The organism is Burkholderia sp. AU16741 (genome assembly GCF_002223345.1).
In the GTDB taxonomy this organism is placed as follows: domain Bacteria; phylum Pseudomonadota; class Gammaproteobacteria; order Burkholderiales; family Burkholderiaceae; genus Burkholderia; species Burkholderia sola.
This window is the reverse complement of the sequence record NZ_NKEZ01000011.1, coordinates 253,314-271,527: the sequence shown is the minus strand read 5'-3', so window position 1 is coordinate 271,527 and position 18,214 is coordinate 253,314. Positions and strand designations below refer to the sequence as shown.

The following is an 18,214-nucleotide window of genomic DNA, read 5'->3' as shown; positions in this document are numbered from 1 at the left end:
GCATCGTGTCCGTGAACCCCAACAGCCTGCCGTCGACGCGCATTGCCACTGCCGGTGTGCGCATCCACTGCGCGGTCGTGCTGTTCTTTCTGGTTGCGCCGATCCTCGTGATCATTCCGCTGTCGTTCAATTCGGGCTCGTATTTTTCGTACCCGATGGAAGGCTTCTCGCTGCGCTGGTACGCGCAGGCATTCGGCAGCCCGGACTGGCAGCGGGCCTTTCTGAACAGCCTCGCGATCGGCGCGGCGTCCACAGCAATTGCAACGACGCTCGGCACGCTCGCCGCGATCGGTCTCGCGCGCGACGACTTTCCGTTCCGCTCGCTGATCATGCCGATCCTGATCTCTCCGATGATCATCCCGATCGTCGTGGTCGCGGCCGGCTTCTACCTGATCTTCGCGCCACTCGGGCTCGTCAACTCCTATCCGGGTGTGATCCTCGCACATGCGGCACTCGGCACGCCGTTTGTCGTGATTACCGTGACCGCGTCGCTGCTGTCGTTCGACCGGAGCCTGCTGCGCGCCGCCGCCAATCTCGGCGCCGCGCCGTGGACGACCTTTCGCCGCGTGACGCTGCCGCTGATCCTGCCGGCTGTGGCCACCGGCGCCGTGTTCGCATTCGCGACATCGTTCGACGAAGTGATCGTGATCCTGTTCATCGGCGGTCCCGATCAACGCACCGTACCCCGGCAGATGTGGAGCGGCATTCGCGACCAGATCGATCCGTCGATCCTCGCCGTCGCCACCGTGCTGATCGTGTTCGCGATCCTGCTCTTCATCAGCATCAACTGGCTGCGTGGCCGTGCGCAGGCCGCGGGCGCCGCGCGCGAAGCGGCATAGCGGCCGTCCGCCGCGCAGCGGGAAGGCGGCCTCGACCCATGCCGTCGCGTCGTGCGTTTCGTTGCGTCCGCTTCCTTTCTTTTCCCGCTTCGATGGCGGCCTCGGCGTTTTGCCGGCGCCATCCGCTTGCGTTCAGTTCATTGCCGGTCCGTACGCACGCATCTGCATAGGCAAACCGGATGCAATTCATTTTTTAAATATATTTTTCAGATTCAGTGCACCGGCGTAGATTTTCTTCAGCAGAACGCAATGCTCAGGAAACACGGCCGCACGACGCACATCGCTTCGGATTACCGACGCGTTCCGGCTTCGGTGCTCGAACGTCGCGATCGCCTCGCGCAATCGCATCGCGAGCACTGCGGCGAATTGCGGCGAAACGGATTTATCCGTCCATGAACAACCCGATCGATATGCACCAGGAAAAATCAACATGACCGTCGAAGTCACATCCATCGATACGCTGGTGGTCGGCGCCGGACAGGCCGGCATCGCGATGAGCGAACACCTCCGTGCGCTCGGCGTGCCGCATCTCGTGCTGGAACGCGCTCGCATCGCGGAGCGCTGGCGCACCGCGCGCTGGGATTCGCTGGTGGCGAACGGCCCGGCATGGCACGACCGCTTCCCCAACATGACTATCGGCGGTGTCGATGCGGACGGGTTCGCAACGAAGGATCAGATGGCCGAGTACTTCGTCGACTACGCGCGCATGATCGACGCGCCGATCCGGACCGGCGTCGACGTCAGGCGCGTGGTCCGCGACGCCGGCCGTCAGGGCTTCGTCGTCGAGACGTCGGACGGCACCTTCCACGCGAACCGCGTCGTGGTTGCGACCGGGCCGTTCCAATGCCCGGTCATTCCGGCCATCGCGCCCACCGACGCGCGCCTGACGCAGATTCATTCCGCCGACTACCGCAATCCGGCGCAACTGGCCGCCGGCAACGTGCTGGTCGTCGGCGCGGGGTCGTCGGGCGTCCAGATCGCGGCCGAACTGCAACGCTCGGGCCGTCAGGTCTATCTGTCCGTCGGCCCTCACGACCGTCCGCCGCGCGCGTATCGCGGACGCGATTTCTGCTGGTGGCTCGGCGTACTGGGTCTGTGGGACATGGAAACGATGCGCCCCGGCCGGTCGCACGTGACGATCGCCGTGAGCGGCGCGGACGGCGGCCACACGGTCGACTTCCGCCGTCTCGCGTACGACGGCGTGACGCTGGTCGGCGTGACGCGAGCGTTCGATCAAGGCATCGTCACGTTCGAAGCGGATCTCGCGGCCAACATCGCGGCCGGCGACGAAAACTATCTGTCGCTGCTGGACGCCGCCGACGCGTACGCCGCCAGCAACGGTCTCGATCTGCCGGAGGAGCCTGAAGCCCGCCACATTCCCGCCGATCCGCCATGCCTGGCCGACCCGCTCACGCAACTCGACCTCGCCGCGGCAGGCGTCACGTCGATCATCTGGGCGACCGGTTACGCGAACGACTTCGGGTGGCTGCAGGTCGACGCCTTCGACGAGCACGGCAAGCCGAAACATCAGCGCGGCGTCGCCAGCGAGCCCGGACTCTATTTCCTCGGTCTGCCGTGGCTGTCGCGGCGCGGCTCCGCGTTCATCTGGGGCGTCTGGCACGACGCGAAACATGTGGCCGGACATATCGCGACGCAGCGCAGCTACCAGCACTATCACGAGGCTGCCGCGCGACGCAGCATTCCGGCCGCGTCGCAAGCCGACGATCACGTCGCCGAGCCAACCATCCCGAGCCCGATGCCGACCCGCGCCGCCGCGCACTGAACGCACGACCGAGTCGCACCGCACGGTCTACCGAACCCTCCTTCAGGAATTCATGACGATGAGCCAGCCGACCCACACCCGTATCCGGATGTTCAACACGAAAGACACCTACCCGAACCAGACGCTCGACAACGATCTGTGCCAGGCTGTCCGGGCCGGCAACACGGTCTACGTGCGCGGCCAGATCGGCACCGACTTCGACGGCAATCTGGTCGGCCTCGGCGATCCGCGCGCGCAGACCGAACAGGCCATGAAGAACGTCAAGCAACTGCTCGAGGAGGCCGGCAGCGACCTCACGCATATCGTCAAGACCACTACGTACCTGATCGATCCGCGTTATCGCGAGCCGGTCTATCAGGTCGTCGGCAAGTGGCTCAAGGGCGTCTATCCGATCTCGACCGGCCTCGTGGTCAGTGCGCTGGGCCAGCCGGAATGGCTGATGGAAATCGACGTCATCGCCGTGATTCCCGACAACTGGCAGCCGACCGCCGCCGCCGGAGCGTGACATGACATTCTCGATCGTCGGACGGTGTGCCGAAACCGGACAACTCGGCATCGCGATCAGCTCCTCGAGCATCGCAGTGGGCGCGCGCTGCCCGTGGGTTCGCGCCGGCGCGGGCGCCGTGGCGACGCAGAACGTCACGCTGCCGTCGCTCGGCCCGCAGGTGCTCGAGCTGCTCGGCGACGGCGCGGCCGATCCCGCGCAGGCGCTCGAAGCCGCGCTCGACACCGATCGCTGGCGCGACTACCGGCAGGTCACGGTCGTCGATGCGCAGGGCCGCACCGCATTCTGGACCGGCGCGCAGGCGCTCGGCCTGCATCATGCGGTGGCGGGCCGACAGTGCGTCGCCGCAGGCAACATGCTGGCCAGTCAGGACGTGATCGACGCGATGGTGCCGGCGTTCGAGCAGACGCCCGGCCCGCTCGCCGATCGTCTGCTCGCGGCGATGCAGGCCGCGATCGACGCAGGCGGAGAAGCCGGCCCGGTGCATTCCGCCGCGTTGAAGATCGTCGATACGCAGGTGTGGCCGCTCGTCGACCTGCGCGTCGACTGGACCGACGATGCGCCGATCTCGGCACTCGCCGCGCTGTGGCATGCATACCGTCCGCAGATGCAGGACTACGTAACGCGCGCGCTCGATCCGACGACCGCACCGAAATACGGCGTCCCCGGCGATGAGTGAGCCGACCAGCCGCACGCTGCTCGCCGAACTGATCGGCTTCGATACGGTCAGCCGGCACTCGAACCTCGCGATGATCGAGTTCATCCGCGACTATCTGGCGGGCTACGGCGTCGACAGCGAACTGTTCTACAACGACGCGCGCAGCAAGGCGAACCTGTTCGCCACGATCGGGCCGCGCGAGCGCGGCGGCATCCTGCTCTCGGGTCATACGGACGTGGTGCCCGCCGACGGCCAGGCATGGACCGTCGAGCCGTTCCGGATGAGCGAACGCGACGGCCGGCTGTATGGCCGCGGCACCGCGGACATGAAAGGCTTTCTTGCGTCAATGCTGGCCGCGGTACCGATGTTCGTCGAGCGACCGTTGTCGTTGCCGATCCATCTCGCGTTCTCGTACGACGAGGAGATCGGCTGTCTCGGCGTGCGGCCGATGCTGGCCGAACTGGCGAAGCGCCCGCATCGGCCCGTGCTCTGCGTGATCGGCGAGCCGACCGAACTGAAGCCCGTGCTCGGCCACAAGGGCAAGCTGGCGATGCGCTGCCACGTCAAGGGCGCCGCGTGTCATTCCGCGTATGCGCCGTACGGCATCAATGCGATCCAGTATGCGGCGCGTCTGGTCAACCGGCTGGAGGAAATCGGCGAGCGCCTCGCGCAACCGGAGCATCACGACGCTCGCTTCGATCCGCCGTTCTCGACTGTCCAGACCGGCGTGATCCACGGCGGCAAGGCGTTGAACATCGTTCCCGATGCATGCGAATTCGATTTCGAGGTCCGCACGCTGCCCGGCTTCGACGCCGATGAAGTGACCACCGAATTGCAGGCCTATGCGGAGCAGCAACTGATGCCGACGATGCGCGCGGTTCACGCGGATTGCGATATCCGGATGCAGCCGCTGTCCGCCTACCCGGGGCTTTCGACACCGGACGACAGCGACGCCGCCCGCCTGCTGGCGATACTCAGCGGATCGAGCGCGTTCGGCACCGTCGCCTTCGGCACGGAAGGCGGACTGTTCGAGCAGGCCGGCATCCCGACCGTGGTGTGCGGACCGGGCAGTATGGATCAGGGGCACAAGCCGGACGAGTTCGTGAGCGTCGAGCAACTGCAGGGTTGCGATGCGATGCTGCGCCGGCTGGCCGACCATCTCTCCACGACCGAAACGACCGATCGCAAGACTGGCTGATTTCGGTTCCGGCAGCGTACGTGGCGGGCCGGCGCCACGCAGGGTCGCTCGATACGGCGAGCCGGCAGGCGATGCTGCATTGGAAAAACCTGCGAACCCCATTCGAAAAGAGTTTTTCCCGATCAATATTGACCACGTAAAGTCGGCTCGTCGAACGCGCATTGCGCCTTTCGCCCGACACGCGTGAATACGGCGCGGCGACCCGAACCGATCGAGGCAATCATGAACGCAGTCAGCGCCCTCCCCGCAAGCGGACCCGCCGCAACGCTCGCCCCGGCATCCGCCACGTCGCTTGTCGAAGTCAAGGGTTTGCACAAGCGGTTCGGCGAGACCGACGTGCTGCGCGGAATCGATCTGTCGATCGCGACATCCGAAGTGGTCTGCCTGATCGGTCCGTCCGGATCCGGCAAGAGCACGCTGCTGCGCTGCATGGCCGCCCTCGAAACCTACGATCACGGCGAGATCCGGATCGGCGGCGAGATGCTCGGCTATGTCGAACGCAACGGCGTGCGCGTGCGCGCGTCGAGCGCCGAGATCAACCGCGTGCGCCGCAACATCGGCATGGTGTTTCAGCAGTTCAACCTGTGGCCGCACATGAGTGTGCTCGGCAACGTCACCGAAGCGCTGCGGCGGGTGCGCCGCATGTCGCGCGCCGACGCGAACGCCGTCGCTGGCCGCATGCTCGAAATGGTCGGCATGTCCGGCAAGGCGGACGCCCATCCGTCGAAATTGTCCGGCGGCCAGCAGCAGCGCGTGGCGATCGCCCGCGCGCTGGCGATGGAGCCGCACCTGATGCTGTTCGACGAGCCGACCTCCGCGCTGGACCCGGAACTCGTCGGCGAAGTGCTGCAGGTCATGAAGCAGCTCGCGCGCGACGGAATGACGATGGTCGTCGTCACGCACGAGATGGGCTTCGCCGCCCAGATGGCCGATCGCGTCGTGTTTCTCGACCATGGCCGGATCGCCGTGAGCGGCGCACCGGGCGACGTGTTCCGCCGCTCCACGAACCCGCGGCTGCAGCAGTTCCTGCAAAACTATCGCGACCGCAACGCATTCTGGAAATCGGACGACGCAACGGCCGACGCGAACGGACCGCCCTGAGACAGCAAGCGGGTCGATGCATCGACGCATGGCTGGCGCTCGGCCGCCCCACTGGTCGAGCCTTTTCTGCAACTCGGTGCGTCCAACCATGAACTTGCGGCCGGCGCCCCCTTTCTCACGCTTCCGATCACGCACTTCGACATGAACGAAACCCAGCTTCGCATCGATCTCGCCGCGGCTTTCCGCTGCTTCGCCCGCCTCGGCATGCATGAAGCGGTCGCGAACCACTTCAGCGTGGCCGTTTCGGACGACGGCCGCCGCTTCCTGATGAACCCCAAATGGATGCACTTCTCGCGGATCCGCGCGAGCGATCTGGTTCTGCTGGACGCCGACGATCGGTCGAGCCTCGAAAACGGCAGCGTCGACCCGACCGCGTGGGCGATCCATGGTCAGTTGCACCAGCAACTACCGCATGTACGCGTCGCCATGCACCTGCATCCCGTCCATGTCACCGCGATCTCGACGTTGTCCGATCCGACCATCCTGCCCATCGAACAGAACACGGCCCGCTATTTCAATCGCGTTGCGCTGGACACCGCATTCTCCGGAATGGCGGATACCGAAGACGAAGGCGCCCGCCTCGTGTCGCTGCTCAAGGACAAGTCACGCCTGCTGATGGGCAATCACGGCGTACTGGTGACCGCACCCACGGTCGGCGAGGCGTTCGACGACATGTACACGCTCGAACGCGCTTGCCAGATCCTCGTCAACGCGTACGCGACCGGCAAGCCGATCAACGTGCTGTCCGACGAAGTGGCCGAGAAGACCGCGCGTGACTGGGAAGGCTTTCGTGAATTCTCGATCGCGCATTTCGACGAGATGAAGCACATCCTCGACGTCGAGGAGCCGTCGTATCGCGATTGAATCGATGCGAATCGGCGGATGCGGATAGACCCGATGCATCGACTGGCTATCGCCACGGTCAGGGTTGCCCACGCTCCGCCACCGCCGCATGACACACGGCCTCGATCCGGTTGCCGGCCGGATCGACCAGAAAAGCCGCGTAGTAGTCGCCGTGGTACTGCGGCCGCAAGCCGGGATCGCCGTCGGACTGCCCACCCGTAGCGAGGCCCGCCTCGAAAAAAGCATGCACCTGCTCGCGGGAAGCGGCCTTGAAACACCAGTGCCGCTTGCTCGCCCCGACTTCGGCGGGATCCAGATACACCGCCAGAAAGGTCGATGCCGGATCGTTCGCGTTGCAACGCTCGCCATAGCCGAGCGCATTGGGCCGGTCATAGACCTTGGTCGCGCCGAGCGCAGCCATGACGGCGTCGTAGAAGGGCCGTGCCAGATCGATGTCCGGCACGCTGATCGACACGTGATCGAGAAGTTGCATGGTGTGGGCTCCATTGAACGAGCACGAGTCTACACAACCGCCCCCGCTCCAGCCGAGCAACCTTACCGACGACTACACTACCGCCCCCGCCGCCTACGTGATCTGATACGTCGACGCAGGCACGAATTCCTCGGGCATCGGCCGATCGCCGAGTTCGAGCACCGATCGCTCGATCGTGCGCGTGATCGCATCGAGCGCGAGCGCATTCGGCGCAAGACCGAACGGTTCCGCCACTTCGTTCGCAATTGCCTCGAGCGCGATCAGCGTGTAGGAAATGAACACGCAGATCAGCGGCGTGAAGAACTCCGTCGAATCGACGAGCCCGAACGGCAGCAACACGCAATACGCATACACGGTGCGATGGAGCAGCACGCTGTAGGAAAACGGAATCGGCGTCGACAGGATGCGCTCGCAGCCACCGATCGCCTTGCCGAGCGCATCGAGTTGCGTCTCGACCATCCAGCACGTCGCGTCGCTGCCGGGCGCGCGCCCCATCGCACGGACGATGCCGCCGCGCAATTCGTCGAGGATCGCGACCGGCTTGTAGCATTTGCCGCCGAGCGCGGCCGTGCGCTCCGTGCCGAGGATGCGCACCAGGTCTTCGGTCGGATCGGTATGACGCAGCTGGTGTTTCAGCGCATAGGCGAGCGCGATCAGCAGATCGGCAAGCCGGTTGCGCTCGGCGTCGCTCACGCCGTCGGGCAGGTAGCGATGCAGTTGCGACGTCACGGCGCGTGCGGCGATCAGCAGGTTGCCCCACAGATGCCGCGCCTCCTTGAAGCGCTCGAAGCTCGCGTTATTGCGAAACCCGAGGAAGATCGCGAGCGCGAGCCCGAACAGCGTGAACGGCGCGGTGTTCAGCGGAATCTTCTCGCCGAAGATGCGCCCGTTCGTGAAGACCGCCAGCGTGCTGACGATCGCCATGAACACGAGCTGCGGAATGATCGATTGCAGCACGGAGCCGTTCCATACGAACAGCATCCGGAGCCAGTTCTGTCGTGGTCGGACGATCATGATGTTTTCTCGACTGGCAAAGGAATAGGGAACCCGAATACGCAACCCGTTGCGCCCGCACCCGATGTGCAACGGCCCGCGCGTGGCGGGCCGCTTTCACATCGGGTGCCGTGCCGGACGCGGCGCGTGATGATACCCGCGCGCCGCGCCCCGTCACCTCGCTTGCCGCTCAGTGATAGCCGATATCGCCCTCGCGCACCTTGCCGCGGAACACGCGGTACTGCATCGCGTTGTACACGAGGATGATCGGCAGCACGATCACGGTGCCGACGAGTGCGAACAACTGGCTCGAGTGGCTCGACGACGCGTCCCAGATCGACAGCGACGGCGGCACGATGTTCGGCCAGATGCTGATCACGAGCCCCGTGTAGCCGAGGAACACGAGCGCGAGCGTCAGCAGGAACGGCGTGGCCTCGTGCGCACGCTTCACCGCGTAGAAGATGCCCCACACGCATGCGACGACGAGGATCGGCACCGGCAGGAACCAGCCGAGGTTGCCGCTGCCGAACCAGCGGTGCGCGACGGCCGGCAGCCCGATCACGGTCCACAGGCTCACCACGCCCATCACCGCGAGCAGCACGCCCGTGAGCGGCTTCATCAGCAACCGCATCTTGCGCTGCAGTTCGCCGTCGACCTTCAGGATCAGCCAGCCGCAGCCGAGCGTCGCATAGGTGACGAGCACGCCGATCCCGCACATCATGCTGAACGGCGACAGCCAGTCGAACGGCCCGCCCGCGAACTGGTTGTTCTCGATCTTGATGCCCTGCAGCAGCGAACCGAGCACGATCCCCTGGCAGAACGCCGCCAGCGCCGAGCCGCCGATGAACGCGAGATCCCACATGTGCTGCGTGCGGGTGGCTTTCGCGCGCAGCTCGAACGCCGCGCCCCGGAAGATCAGCCCGACCAGCATCAGCACCAGCGGCAGGTAGTTGGCCGGCAGCAGCGTCGAATACACGACCGGGAACGCGCCGTAGAGGCCCGCGCCGCCGAGCACGAGGAACGTCTCGTTGCCGTCCCACACCGGCGCGACGGTGTCGAGCATCACCTGGCGCTCGGCCTTCGCATCGAAGAACGGAAACAGCAGCCCGATGCCGAGATCGAAGCCGTCCAGCATCACGTAGATGAATACGCCGAGGCCGATGATCGCGGCCCAGACGACAGGAAGATCGATGTGCATGGTTACTCCGCCTCGGTCACGTTCAGCGGCGTGGACAGCGCGCTCTTGCGCAGCCCCGGATGCCGGTGCAGTTCGATGTAGCCGGCCTGGGCCGCCGGCCCGCGCTTCATCAGTTTCATCATGTAGTAGATACCCGTTCCAAACACCAGGAAATACACGACCACGAAGACCAGCAGCGACACGCCGACCTGCTGGGCGGTGAGCGGGGAGACCGAATCGATGGTGCGCAGCACGCCGTACACGGTCCACGGCTGCCGCCCGACCTCGGTCGTGATCCAGCCCGCCAGCAGCGCGACGATGCCCGACGGCCCCATCGCGACCACGAACCACTGGAACCAGCGCGTCTCGTACAGGCGCCCGCCCTTTCTCAGCAGCAGCCCGAGCAGCGCGGTCAGCAGCATCAACATCCCGAGGCCGGCCATGATCCGGAACGTCCAGAAGATGATCGGCGAATACGGGCGGTCCTGCGGCGGAAATTCCTTCAGCCCGCGGATCTCGCCGTCCCAGCTGTGCGTGAGGATCAGGCTGCCGAGGTGCGGCACCTGGATTGCATAGCGGGTGGTTTCGGCCTGCATGTCGGGCAGCCCGACGAGGTTCAGCGCGGTGCCGCCCTTCTCCGTTTCCCACAGCCCTTCGATCGCCGCGATCTTCGCCGGCTGGTATTCACGGGTGTTCAGCCCGTGCGCGTCGCCGACGAAGATCTGGATCGGCGCGAGCACCAGCAGTATCCACAGCGCCATCGAGAAGCTGCGCTTCACCGGCTCGTCGCGGCGCCCCTTCAGCAGGTGCCACGCGCCGCAGGCGGCGACGATGAAGCCCGCGACGATGAACGCCGCGATCGTCATGTGCGCGAGACGGTACGGAAACGACGGGTTGAAGACGATCTTGAACCAGTCGACCGGCACGACGAGGCCGTTCTCGATCTTGTAGCCCTGCGGCGTCTGCATGAAGCTGTTCGACGCGAGAATCCAGAACGTCGAGATCAGCGTGCCGACCGCGACCATCAGCGTCGCGAAGAAGTGCGCGCGCGGGCTGACGCGCTGCCAGCCGAACAGCATCACGCCGAGGAAGCCGGCTTCGAGGAAGAACGCCGTCAGCACTTCATACGTGAGCAGCGGCCCGGTGATGTTGCCCGCGACGCGGGAGAACCCGGACCAGTTGGTGCCGAACTCGTACGCCATCACGACGCCGGAGACCACGCCCATCCCGAAGCCGATCGCGAAGATCTTCGACCAGAACTGAAACATGGACTTGTAGGCGGCGTCGCCGGTGACGAGGTATCGCCATTCCAGCACCGCCAGGAAGCTCGCCATGCCGATGCTGATCGCGGGGAACACGATGTGGAACGACACCGTGAATGCGAATTGCAATCGGGCGAGATGGAACGCATCGAAGATTTCCATGACCGTAATTTGCTCGTGGTTGTGAGGACGTACGCTCGAAGCAGGAAATCGCGCGACGGCTTGACGACGACACATGCGCGCACCAGCGGTTGCTCGCACGGCATCGAAGCGTGAACGACGATATCGCGTTTGCAACGATACTCGCAATCATTCGAACGTGCGCTGAAACTGTGCTGCTTGCGCCGCCGAAGATGTGTGCACGGAAAATAGTTACCATGCCGGCGGGACGCTCAGCTGTACTGCTTTCCGCGTGGCGGCGCTGTGCGTCGGACGCACTGTTCACTCCACTTAACATGTCGTGCAACACCTGCCCGCGGCGGTCGCGCGCCCTTCGGCGCCCGCCCGGCGGCATCGATACCCGTGGTTCGGCGTACGCGCCGAGCCCGGCCGGCCCGCCGGCCGCCCCGCCTGGAGAAACCCGCATGGAGTCCTGCATTCGCCGCGACGACCCGACCGGCAGCACCGCGTGCCGGGTGACGCGCCATCGTGCCGGCGACGCGCGCGACACCGTCGATCGCGTCGTCGACGAAACCCCGGTTGCACTCGTGTTCAACGGCATCTCGCACACGGTCATGATGGCGACGCCGATCGACCTCGACGCGTTCGGCCTCGGCTTCGCGCTGAGCGAAGGCATCGTCGAGCGCGCGTCGGACGTCTTCGACATCGAAAGCGAATGCCGGCCCGGCAGCGCCGAAGTGCGGCTCACCGTGTCGCAGCAGGCGTTCATGGCGCTGAAGGCCCACCGCCGCGCGCTGGCCGGCCGCACGGGCTGCGGCGTGTGCGGCATCGAAAGCATCGCGCAGCTCGACCTGCACGCGCCGCGTATCGCGGCCGCCGGCACGGCCGCGGGCATCGGCGCCGACGCGATCGCGTGCGCCGCGCGTGCGTTGCCGGCCCGGCAGACGCTGATGCGCGAGACGGGCGGCATCCACGCGGCCGCGTGGTGCGATAGCAACGGCGTCGTGCTCGACGTGTGCGAGGACGTCGGCCGCCACAACGCGCTCGACAAGCTGATCGGGCAGTTCGCACGCCGCCGCGCCGACCTGCACGCGGGCTTCGTGTTCCTGTCGAGCCGCGCGAGCTACGAACTGGTGCGCAAGGCCGCGCGGGTCGGCATCCCGATGATCGCGACGATCTCGGCGCCGACGTCGCTCGCGATCGACGTCGCCCGCGAAGCCGGCGTGCGGCTGCTCGGCTTCTGCCGCAACGACGGCTTCGTCGAATACGTGTCGCCCGCCGCCGTTCACCCCGATCCACACGAACCCGCACCGGCACATCCGGCCCACGCTTCATGACACACCTGTCCGATTTCGATACCGCGCAGCAACGGTTCGCCAGCGCGTTCGCGCCGCTCGAGGCCGTCACCTCCGTGCCGATCGCGCAAGCGGCCGGCCACGTGCTGGCCGCGCCGCTGACGGCCGTGCTCGACCAGCCGCCGGCCGACCAGAGCGCGATGGACGGCTACGCCGTGCGTCATGCGGACCTTGCGCACGGCGAGCCGCTGCGTGTCGCGCAACGCTGCTATGCCGGCGATACGCCCGCGCCGCTCGCGCCGAGCACGGCCGCCCGCCTCTTCACCGGCAGCCTGATTCCGCCCGACGCCGACACCGTCGTGATGCAGGAGCATGCGCACGAACTGGACGGCCGCGTCACGTTCGACATGCCGCAGCGCAGCGGGTCGCACATCCGCCGCCGCGGCGAGGAAGTACGCGCCGGCGCGCTGCTCGTGCCGGCGGGCGTGCGGATGGGCGCGATGCACGTCGGCGTGGCCGCCGCGCAAGGTCTCGCCCGAATCGACGTGCGCGCGGCGCTGCGCGTCGGCATCCTGACGACCGGCGACGAGCTGGTCGCATGCGGCCAGCCGCGCGCGCCGCAGCAGATCTACAACAGCAATGCGCCGATGCTCGCCGCGCTGGTCGCCGGAACCGGCGCCGACGTCGCGGCGAGCGTGCACGCGGCCGATACGGTGGCCGCCGTCGAACGGGCGCTGCGTGACCTGCACGCGCAGTGCGACCTCGTGATCTGCGTCGGCGGCGCGTCGGTCGGCGACAAGGACCTGCTGCGCCCCACGCTGGCCGCGCTCGGCGCGTCGTTCCTCGTCGCCGGCGTGCGCATGAAGCCCGGCAAGCCGGTCGCGCTCGCGCGGCTCGATGCGCGGCCCGTCGTGCTGCTGCCCGGCAATCCGGGCGCCGCGATGACGACGTTCGCACTGTTCGTCGCGCCGCTGATCCGACGCCTGCAGGGGCGCGACGCTTGCGTGCCGGTCGTGCCGTCGCTGCCGATCGACACCGGCTTCGAGCCGGACGCGCAGCGCGAGCGCTTCGTGCGCGTGCGCTGGACGGTGGGCGCGGACGGCGCGCTCGCGCTCGACACGCTGCGTCAGCAAGGCGCCGGCACGCTGCAGTCGCTGGTGCAGGCCAGCGGGCTCGCGCGGCTGCCGGCGGGACTCACCATCGCGCGCGGCGACGCGGTTCCGTACTACGAATTCGCGCGCTGGCTCGCATGAGCGCAAAGTCGACTATCCGCCCGATAAGGCGCGCCTGCCCCGTTCGCCGCGCGTGTCGCGCGTCCCGCGCGGCGAACTGTATTCCTGCAATTCGGGCGCGATTGTGTCCCTGCCGGCCAAACGCGGCGGACTATGCTCACGATGAGGCTCGTCACGACCTGTGCGCCGACACGTCGGCATCCGCACGGCCGAGCGGCGACGCCCCTCCGCTTACTTCATGCAGGCCGACGACCCGATCGTGAATGCCATCGTTTCCGCCGCGCCGGCCGCCGCCGCTTCATCCGGCGACGCATTGCCCGGCGCTTTCTCCCGCCCGTCCGACACGCTCGGCCGTCCGCTGCGCGACCTGCGCCTGTCCGTCATCGACCAGTGCAATTTCCGTTGCGGCTATTGCATGCCGCGCGAAAGCTTCGGCGCCGACTACGCGTTCATGCCGTCGTCCGAACGATTGTCGTTCGCGCAACTGGAAAAGATCGCCCGCGCCTTTACGTCGCTCGGCGTCGAGAAGATCCGCATCACGGGCGGCGAGCCGCTGCTGCGCCGCCACCTCGAAGCGCTGATCGAACGGCTCGCCGCACTGACGACCGTCGACGGCAGGCCCGTCGAAATCGCGCTGACGACCAACGGCTCGCTGCTCGCCGCGAAGGCGCGCACGCTGCGCGACGCGGGGCTGTCACGCGTGACCGTGAGCCTCGATGCGCTCGACGACGCGGTGTTCCGCCGGATGAGCGACGCCGACGTGCCGGTGTCGCGCGTGCTGGCCGGCATCGAGGCCGCGCACGCGGCCGGGCTCGCGCCGGTCAAGGTCAATGCAGTGATCGAGCGCGGCGTGAACGACGACCAGATCCTGCCGCTCGTGCGGCACTTCCGGCATACGGGCGTGGCCGTGCGTTTCATCGAATACATGGACGTCGGCGGCGCCAGCTTCTGGTCCGGCGACAAGGTGATGCCGGCCGCGCGGATGCGCGAGCTGATCGACGCACACTATCCGCTCGTGCTCGTCGGCGAACCGGGGCACGACGCCACCGCGATTCGTTGCGCGCACATCGATGGTGCAGGCGAAGTCGGCTTCATCGCGAGCGTGTCGCATCCGTTCTGCGGCACCTGCTCGCGCGCCCGCGTGTCGGCCGACGGGCAGCTTTATACGTGCCTGTTCGCGACGCAAGGCACCGACCTGCGGCCGTGGCTCGACGATGCGGCGTCGGCCGCCGACCTCGCCGCCGCCGTGCGCGAACGCTGGACGCGGCGCGACGACCGCTATTCCGAGCGCCGGGCCGCACGGCCGGCCCGCGCGCCGGGCAAGACCTATCCGACCGTGCGCATGTCGCTCGTCGGCGGCTGAAGGGCCGCCGCGCGACACCGGATGCGCCGCCCATTGGAGAACCTGTCATGACGACCTTCACCGAATCCCGCGCCGGGCTGCCGGACGATCCGCTGCGTGCCGGCAGCCCCGCGCCGCCCGTCGATGCGGCCGCCCCCCACATCGAAGCGGCGCCCGCGATTGCCGCCGGCTTCGAAGTGCGCGTGCAGCATGCGCCGATCGACGCGGGCGCGGAGCTTGCGCCGATCGTTCGCAATCCGAATGTCGGTGCGGTCGTGAATTTTCTTGGGGTCGTGCGCAAGGAAGGCGACGTCGACGACGTCGTCGCGCTGGAAGTCGAGCATTACCCGACGATGACCGAACAGGCGCTGTGGAGCATCGTCGAGGAGGCGAGCGCGCGCTGGCGGCTCGAGGCGGTCAGGATCGTGCACCGCGTCGGCCGCATTCCGCTCGGCCAGCCCGTCGTGCTGGTCGTGGTGGCCGCCGCGCATCGCGCGTCCGCGTTCGATGCGTGCGAATTCCTGATGGATTTCCTGAAGACTCATGCGCCGTTCTGGAAGAAGGAGATCCGGCACGACGGCGAATCCGGCTGGGTCGAGGCGAAGGCGCACGACGACCAGGCGATGCGGCGCTGGGGCTGATTGCGTTCGCTTCGTGTTTCCAATTCCGCCGCTCCTGCTGACGACATCCTATGAAACTGACGATCAAATACTTCGCGAGCATTCGCGAACAACTGGATCTTGACGTAGAAACCGTCGAGATCGACGCACGCGAACTCACCGTCGACGCGCTGCGCGGCACGCTGGCCGCACGCGACGCGCGCAGCGCGGACGCGCTGCGGATGGACCGCCCCGTGCGGGCGGCCGTGAACCTCGAAATGGTGACCGGGGACTTCGTCGTGCGGGAGGATAGCGAGGTTGCGTTCTTTCCGCCGGTGACGGGGGGATGACGCGACGCGCGGGGCTGCGCGCTCGCATGCAGTCATTTCGCCGCGATCGACGCATCGAGCGCGGTCATCGGCGCCAGCGTGGAAAAACAAAGGTTCGTCGCGGAGTCCCTGGGGACACCGGGGAGAAACGTCGGCGGTCGGCCAATTTCAGACGTTAGACGCGACCACTTAATTGGTCGACAATTGGATCTACCTCCTACTTGCGCTACATGCTCGGGTACCGACATGAAATCGCTGTTCCCTTCCGATTGTTCGACGTGGCTGAAAGACGAAGAATGTATTGAAGCGCCGTACGGGAAGGCCGGACTAGGCCACACATCGTATTTGCAATTCGCAGTGCCGGAAAACGACGGGGCAGCTTCAGTGATTGTCGACGGCATTCGCAGCTATCTTGAACCCCCGAGAACCTGTTTGCTCCAGGTCACGGATTGGTCGAGGTATGGGGAGCTTGAGGATTCACTATTGGAGGAAATGGAATCGACATGCTCCGGCAAGTTAAACCCGTGGGACGGCTTTGGCCAATTCTTCGAGGCCAGCGAAGCAGATGACGTGCTTAGGTGTTGCGCCACAGTGCTTCGTTGCAGCATGAGCGCATACATCTACATACCGCTAAGAGCCCCATTTCTTCTTTGGGAGGGGGATCGTGTCGATCTTTGGGCTAGCGCATCTGTGGCATGGAATCAGTTTCTGCAGCGCTTAAGAAGCGAAGGGGTACGCATTACAAGCAGCTAAATGGCGACTGCACAGATGTTTAGAGGCGAATGAACGACGGCTATCGGTCGATACCACTGTCCGCAACGGGTCGGCCAGCGACGTCCACGAAACTCCACGAAGCACCAAAACAAAGCCGGCACGAAGCCGGCTTTGTCATCGAAGCCCATGACACCGCCCGCGCCCGTTCATCGCATGCACGCCGCGGCCAGCTTGCCGACCGTGATCACCGCCTGCTCGATCTCCGGCGACCACGGGCTGCTGTAGTTCAGCCGGATGAAGTTCCGGTAGTTATCGGTGATGGAGAACATATAGCCGGGGCCGATCGTGATCCCCTGCTCCAGCGCAAGCTGGTACAGCCGCATCGCATCGACCTGCGCGGGCAGTTCGACCCACAGCACGTAGCCGCCCGCCGGGCTCGAAATGCGCGTGCCCTCCGGGAAGAATCGCGACACCATCGCGCGCATCAGGTTCGCCTGCTGCGCATACGCCTTGCGAATCCGCCGCAGGTGGTGTTCGTAGCCGTCGCGTTCGAGAAACTCCGCGATCGCCAGTTGTGGCAACGACGGCGTCGCGAGCGTATTCAGGAATTTCAGCTTCTCGACCTGATCGCGGTAGCGGCCCGGCAGCGCCCAGCCGATCCGGTACGCGGCCGTCAGGCTCTTGGAGAACGACGAACAATGCAGCACGATACCGGTCCGGTCGTAGGATTTCAGCGAACTCGGATGCGTGTCGCCGAAATACAGTTCGTTGTATACGCCGTTCTCGATGATCGGCAGATCGGCCTTCGTTGCGAACTCAACCAGTTCGCGTTTGCGCTCGTCCGGCATCTGGAACCCCAACGGGTTCTGGAAGTTCGGCATCACCATGCACGCGGCGATCGGCTGCGACTTCGCGATCGCGGCCAGCGCCGCGATGTCGATTCCGTATTCCGGATGCGTCGCGACCTCGATCGCCTTCATCCCCATCCGCTCGATCGCGTGCAGCATCGCGTAGAACGTCGGCGATTCCACCGCGATCGTGTCGCCCGGCTTCGCCACGGCCTGCAAACACAGATTGATCGCCTCCGTCGCGCCGACCGTCACGATGATCTCGTTCGGGTCCACCGACATCCCGTTTTCCAGGTAGCGCCGCGCGATCTGCCGGATCAGCCGCGGATGGCCCGGCGGCAGCCCGTCGGTCACGCCCCACAGCGACTTGTCGCGACCGGCCGCATATGCGTAGCGGTTCAGCTTCTCGAACGGGAACAGGCTCGGGTCCGGATACGGCGAACCGAGCGGCACCGCGTCGTCCGTACCGATCGCGCGCAGCGTCGACAGCACGAGCCGGCTCACGTCGACCGACGACGAGATCGCGATCGGCTTCGACGGCCGCAGTTCGCGCACCGGCGCATGGCCGTCGTCGCGCCGCAGGTTCACGAAATAGCCGGACTGCGGCCGGCTTTCGAGCAGCCCGCGGCTTTCCAGCAGCAGATACGCATGCAGCACGGTCGTGATGCTGATCCGGTGCTGCTGGCTCGCCTGCCGCACCGACGGAATCCGGTCGCCGTGCCGGTATACGCGCTGGCGGATCAGGCGCTCGATATCATCCGCGAGTTTTTCATAGAGTTTCATCGCGCGGCTCCCGCCGGCGCGCACCGCCGCGCCGCCCCGCCGTGTGCGTCCGATACGCACGTGTTGCACGTGTTTCGCCCGTCGACCGGGCCGTCGTGAT

General features: G+C 66.3%; 18 protein-coding genes. 12 read left to right on the top strand and 6 right to left on the bottom strand.

Annotated elements, in window-relative coordinates; translation table 11 throughout:
* Positions 1-5: 5 nt before the first annotated feature.
* Positions 6-839 (top strand): ABC transporter permease, encoded by an 834-nt coding sequence (locus CFB89_RS30190; protein WP_089471158.1) that lies wholly within the window; start codon positions 6-8, stop codon positions 837-839.
* A gap of 186 nt (positions 840-1,025) precedes the next feature.
* On the opposite strand, the gene CFB89_RS34600 is transcribed toward CFB89_RS30190, so the two are convergent.
* Positions 1,026-1,292, bottom strand: a complete 267-nt coding sequence (locus CFB89_RS34600; protein ID WP_144030179.1) for a hypothetical protein — start codon at positions 1,290-1,292, stop codon at positions 1,026-1,028.
* Here CFB89_RS34600 and CFB89_RS30185 point away from each other — a divergent pair.
* The 6 genes from CFB89_RS30185 to CFB89_RS30160 all read left to right on the top strand — a co-directional run bounded on the left by CFB89_RS30185 (position 1,270) and on the right by CFB89_RS30160 (position 6,948).
* Positions 1,270-2,622, top strand: a complete 1,353-nt coding sequence (locus CFB89_RS30185; RefSeq protein WP_089471157.1) for an NAD(P)/FAD-dependent oxidoreductase — start codon at positions 1,270-1,272, stop codon at positions 2,620-2,622. The two genes, CFB89_RS34600 and CFB89_RS30185, sit on opposite strands and share 23 nt — an antisense overlap.
* Before the next feature lie 58 nt (positions 2,623-2,680).
* Positions 2,681-3,127: a RidA family protein gene (locus tag CFB89_RS30180; protein WP_089471156.1), complete on the top strand. Its 447-nt coding sequence runs from the start codon at positions 2,681-2,683 to the stop codon at positions 3,125-3,127.
* A gap of 1 nt (position 3,128) precedes the next feature.
* Positions 3,129-3,806 (top strand): DUF1028 domain-containing protein, encoded by a 678-nt coding sequence (locus tag CFB89_RS30175; RefSeq protein ID WP_089471155.1) that lies wholly within the window; start codon positions 3,129-3,131, stop codon positions 3,804-3,806.
* Positions 3,799-4,983: an acetylornithine deacetylase gene (argE, locus tag CFB89_RS30170; RefSeq protein ID WP_089471154.1), complete on the top strand. Its 1,185-nt coding sequence runs from the start codon at positions 3,799-3,801 to the stop codon at positions 4,981-4,983. The genes CFB89_RS30175 and argE overlap by 8 nt, the downstream gene beginning before the upstream one ends.
* Before the next feature lie 222 nt (positions 4,984-5,205).
* Positions 5,206-6,084, top strand: coding sequence for an amino acid ABC transporter ATP-binding protein (locus tag CFB89_RS30165; protein ID WP_089471683.1), 879 nt, complete (start codon positions 5,206-5,208; stop codon positions 6,082-6,084).
* Positions 6,085-6,225: 141 nt separating this feature from the next.
* Positions 6,226-6,948: a class II aldolase and adducin N-terminal domain-containing protein gene (locus CFB89_RS30160; RefSeq protein WP_089471153.1), complete on the top strand. Its 723-nt coding sequence runs from the start codon at positions 6,226-6,228 to the stop codon at positions 6,946-6,948.
* Between the two features lie 58 nt (positions 6,949-7,006).
* Here CFB89_RS30160 and CFB89_RS30155 read toward each other — a convergent pair whose 3' ends face one another.
* The 4 genes from CFB89_RS30155 to CFB89_RS30140 form a co-directional block, all read right to left on the bottom strand.
* Positions 7,007-7,420, bottom strand: a complete 414-nt coding sequence (locus tag CFB89_RS30155) for a VOC family protein (protein ID WP_089471152.1) — start codon at positions 7,418-7,420, stop codon at positions 7,007-7,009.
* Between the two features lie 93 nt (positions 7,421-7,513).
* Positions 7,514-8,434 (bottom strand): bestrophin family protein, encoded by a 921-nt coding sequence (locus CFB89_RS30150; protein WP_089471151.1) that lies wholly within the window; start codon positions 8,432-8,434, stop codon positions 7,514-7,516.
* A gap of 169 nt (positions 8,435-8,603) precedes the next feature.
* Positions 8,604-9,611, bottom strand: coding sequence for a cytochrome d ubiquinol oxidase subunit II (gene cydB, locus CFB89_RS30145; RefSeq protein WP_050014042.1), 1,008 nt, complete (start codon positions 9,609-9,611; stop codon positions 8,604-8,606).
* Positions 9,612-9,613: 2 nt separating this feature from the next.
* Entirely contained in the window at positions 9,614-11,014 is a 1,401-nt protein-coding gene (locus CFB89_RS30140; RefSeq protein ID WP_089471150.1) for a cytochrome ubiquinol oxidase subunit I, read from the bottom strand.
* A 422-nt stretch (positions 11,015-11,436) separates the two neighbouring features.
* Between CFB89_RS30140 and fdhD the strand changes: the two genes are divergently transcribed.
* From fdhD to moaD, 5 genes are all read left to right on the top strand, one after another.
* Positions 11,437-12,309, top strand: coding sequence for a formate dehydrogenase accessory sulfurtransferase FdhD (fdhD, locus tag CFB89_RS30135; RefSeq protein WP_089471149.1), 873 nt, complete (start codon positions 11,437-11,439; stop codon positions 12,307-12,309).
* Entirely contained in the window at positions 12,306-13,520 is a 1,215-nt protein-coding gene (gene glp, locus CFB89_RS30130) for a gephyrin-like molybdotransferase Glp (RefSeq protein ID WP_089471148.1), read from the top strand. Before fdhD ends, glp begins: the two co-directional genes overlap by 4 nt.
* Positions 13,521-13,737: 217 nt before the next feature.
* A complete protein-coding gene (gene moaA, locus CFB89_RS30120; protein WP_089471147.1) occupies positions 13,738-14,862 on the top strand; it encodes a GTP 3',8-cyclase MoaA in 1,125 nt (374 codons plus the stop codon).
* A 47-nt stretch (positions 14,863-14,909) separates the two neighbouring features.
* Positions 14,910-15,482: a molybdenum cofactor biosynthesis protein MoaE gene (locus tag CFB89_RS30115; RefSeq protein ID WP_089471146.1), complete on the top strand. Its 573-nt coding sequence runs from the start codon at positions 14,910-14,912 to the stop codon at positions 15,480-15,482.
* A 50-nt stretch (positions 15,483-15,532) separates the two neighbouring features.
* Entirely contained in the window at positions 15,533-15,790 is a 258-nt protein-coding gene (moaD, locus tag CFB89_RS30110; RefSeq protein WP_089471145.1) for a molybdopterin converting factor subunit 1, read from the top strand.
* 899 nt (positions 15,791-16,689) lie between these two features.
* On the opposite strand, the gene CFB89_RS30105 is transcribed toward moaD, so the two are convergent.
* A complete protein-coding gene (locus tag CFB89_RS30105) occupies positions 16,690-18,114 on the bottom strand; it encodes a PLP-dependent aminotransferase family protein (protein WP_089471681.1) in 1,425 nt (474 codons plus the stop codon).
* Positions 18,115-18,214: the final 100 nt, after the last annotated feature.

Excerpts from the sequence above, each read along its gene's own strand:
- CFB89_RS30185 (WP_089471157.1), top strand. The coding sequence starts at position 1,270 with ATGACCGTCGAAGTCACATCCATCGATACGCTGGTGGTCGGCGCCGGA.
- CFB89_RS34600 (WP_144030179.1), bottom strand. The coding sequence starts at position 1,292 with ATGGATGTGACTTCGACGGTCATGTTGATTTTTCCTGGTGCATATCGA.
- CFB89_RS30180 (WP_089471156.1), top strand. The coding sequence starts at position 2,681 with ATGAGCCAGCCGACCCACACCCGTATCCGGATGTTCAACACGAAAGAC.
- CFB89_RS30175 (WP_089471155.1), top strand. The coding sequence starts at position 3,129 with ATGACATTCTCGATCGTCGGACGGTGTGCCGAAACCGGACAACTCGGC.
- argE (WP_089471154.1), top strand. The coding sequence starts at position 3,799 with ATGAGTGAGCCGACCAGCCGCACGCTGCTCGCCGAACTGATCGGCTTC.
- CFB89_RS30165 (WP_089471683.1), top strand. The coding sequence starts at position 5,206 with ATGAACGCAGTCAGCGCCCTCCCCGCAAGCGGACCCGCCGCAACGCTC.
- CFB89_RS30160 (WP_089471153.1), top strand. The coding sequence starts at position 6,226 with ATGAACGAAACCCAGCTTCGCATCGATCTCGCCGCGGCTTTCCGCTGC.
- CFB89_RS30155 (WP_089471152.1), bottom strand. The coding sequence starts at position 7,420 with ATGCAACTTCTCGATCACGTGTCGATCAGCGTGCCGGACATCGATCTG.
- CFB89_RS30150 (WP_089471151.1), bottom strand. The coding sequence starts at position 8,434 with ATGATCGTCCGACCACGACAGAACTGGCTCCGGATGCTGTTCGTATGG.
- cydB (WP_050014042.1), bottom strand. The coding sequence starts at position 9,611 with ATGCACATCGATCTTCCTGTCGTCTGGGCCGCGATCATCGGCCTCGGC.
- CFB89_RS30140 (WP_089471150.1), bottom strand. The coding sequence starts at position 11,014 with ATGGAAATCTTCGATGCGTTCCATCTCGCCCGATTGCAATTCGCATTC.
- fdhD (WP_089471149.1), top strand. The coding sequence starts at position 11,437 with ATGGAGTCCTGCATTCGCCGCGACGACCCGACCGGCAGCACCGCGTGC.
- glp (WP_089471148.1), top strand. The coding sequence starts at position 12,306 with ATGACACACCTGTCCGATTTCGATACCGCGCAGCAACGGTTCGCCAGC.
- moaA (WP_089471147.1), top strand. The coding sequence starts at position 13,738 with ATGCAGGCCGACGACCCGATCGTGAATGCCATCGTTTCCGCCGCGCCG.
- CFB89_RS30115 (WP_089471146.1), top strand. The coding sequence starts at position 14,910 with ATGACGACCTTCACCGAATCCCGCGCCGGGCTGCCGGACGATCCGCTG.
- moaD (WP_089471145.1), top strand. The coding sequence starts at position 15,533 with ATGAAACTGACGATCAAATACTTCGCGAGCATTCGCGAACAACTGGAT.
- CFB89_RS30105 (WP_089471681.1), bottom strand. The coding sequence starts at position 18,114 with ATGAAACTCTATGAAAAACTCGCGGATGATATCGAGCGCCTGATCCGC.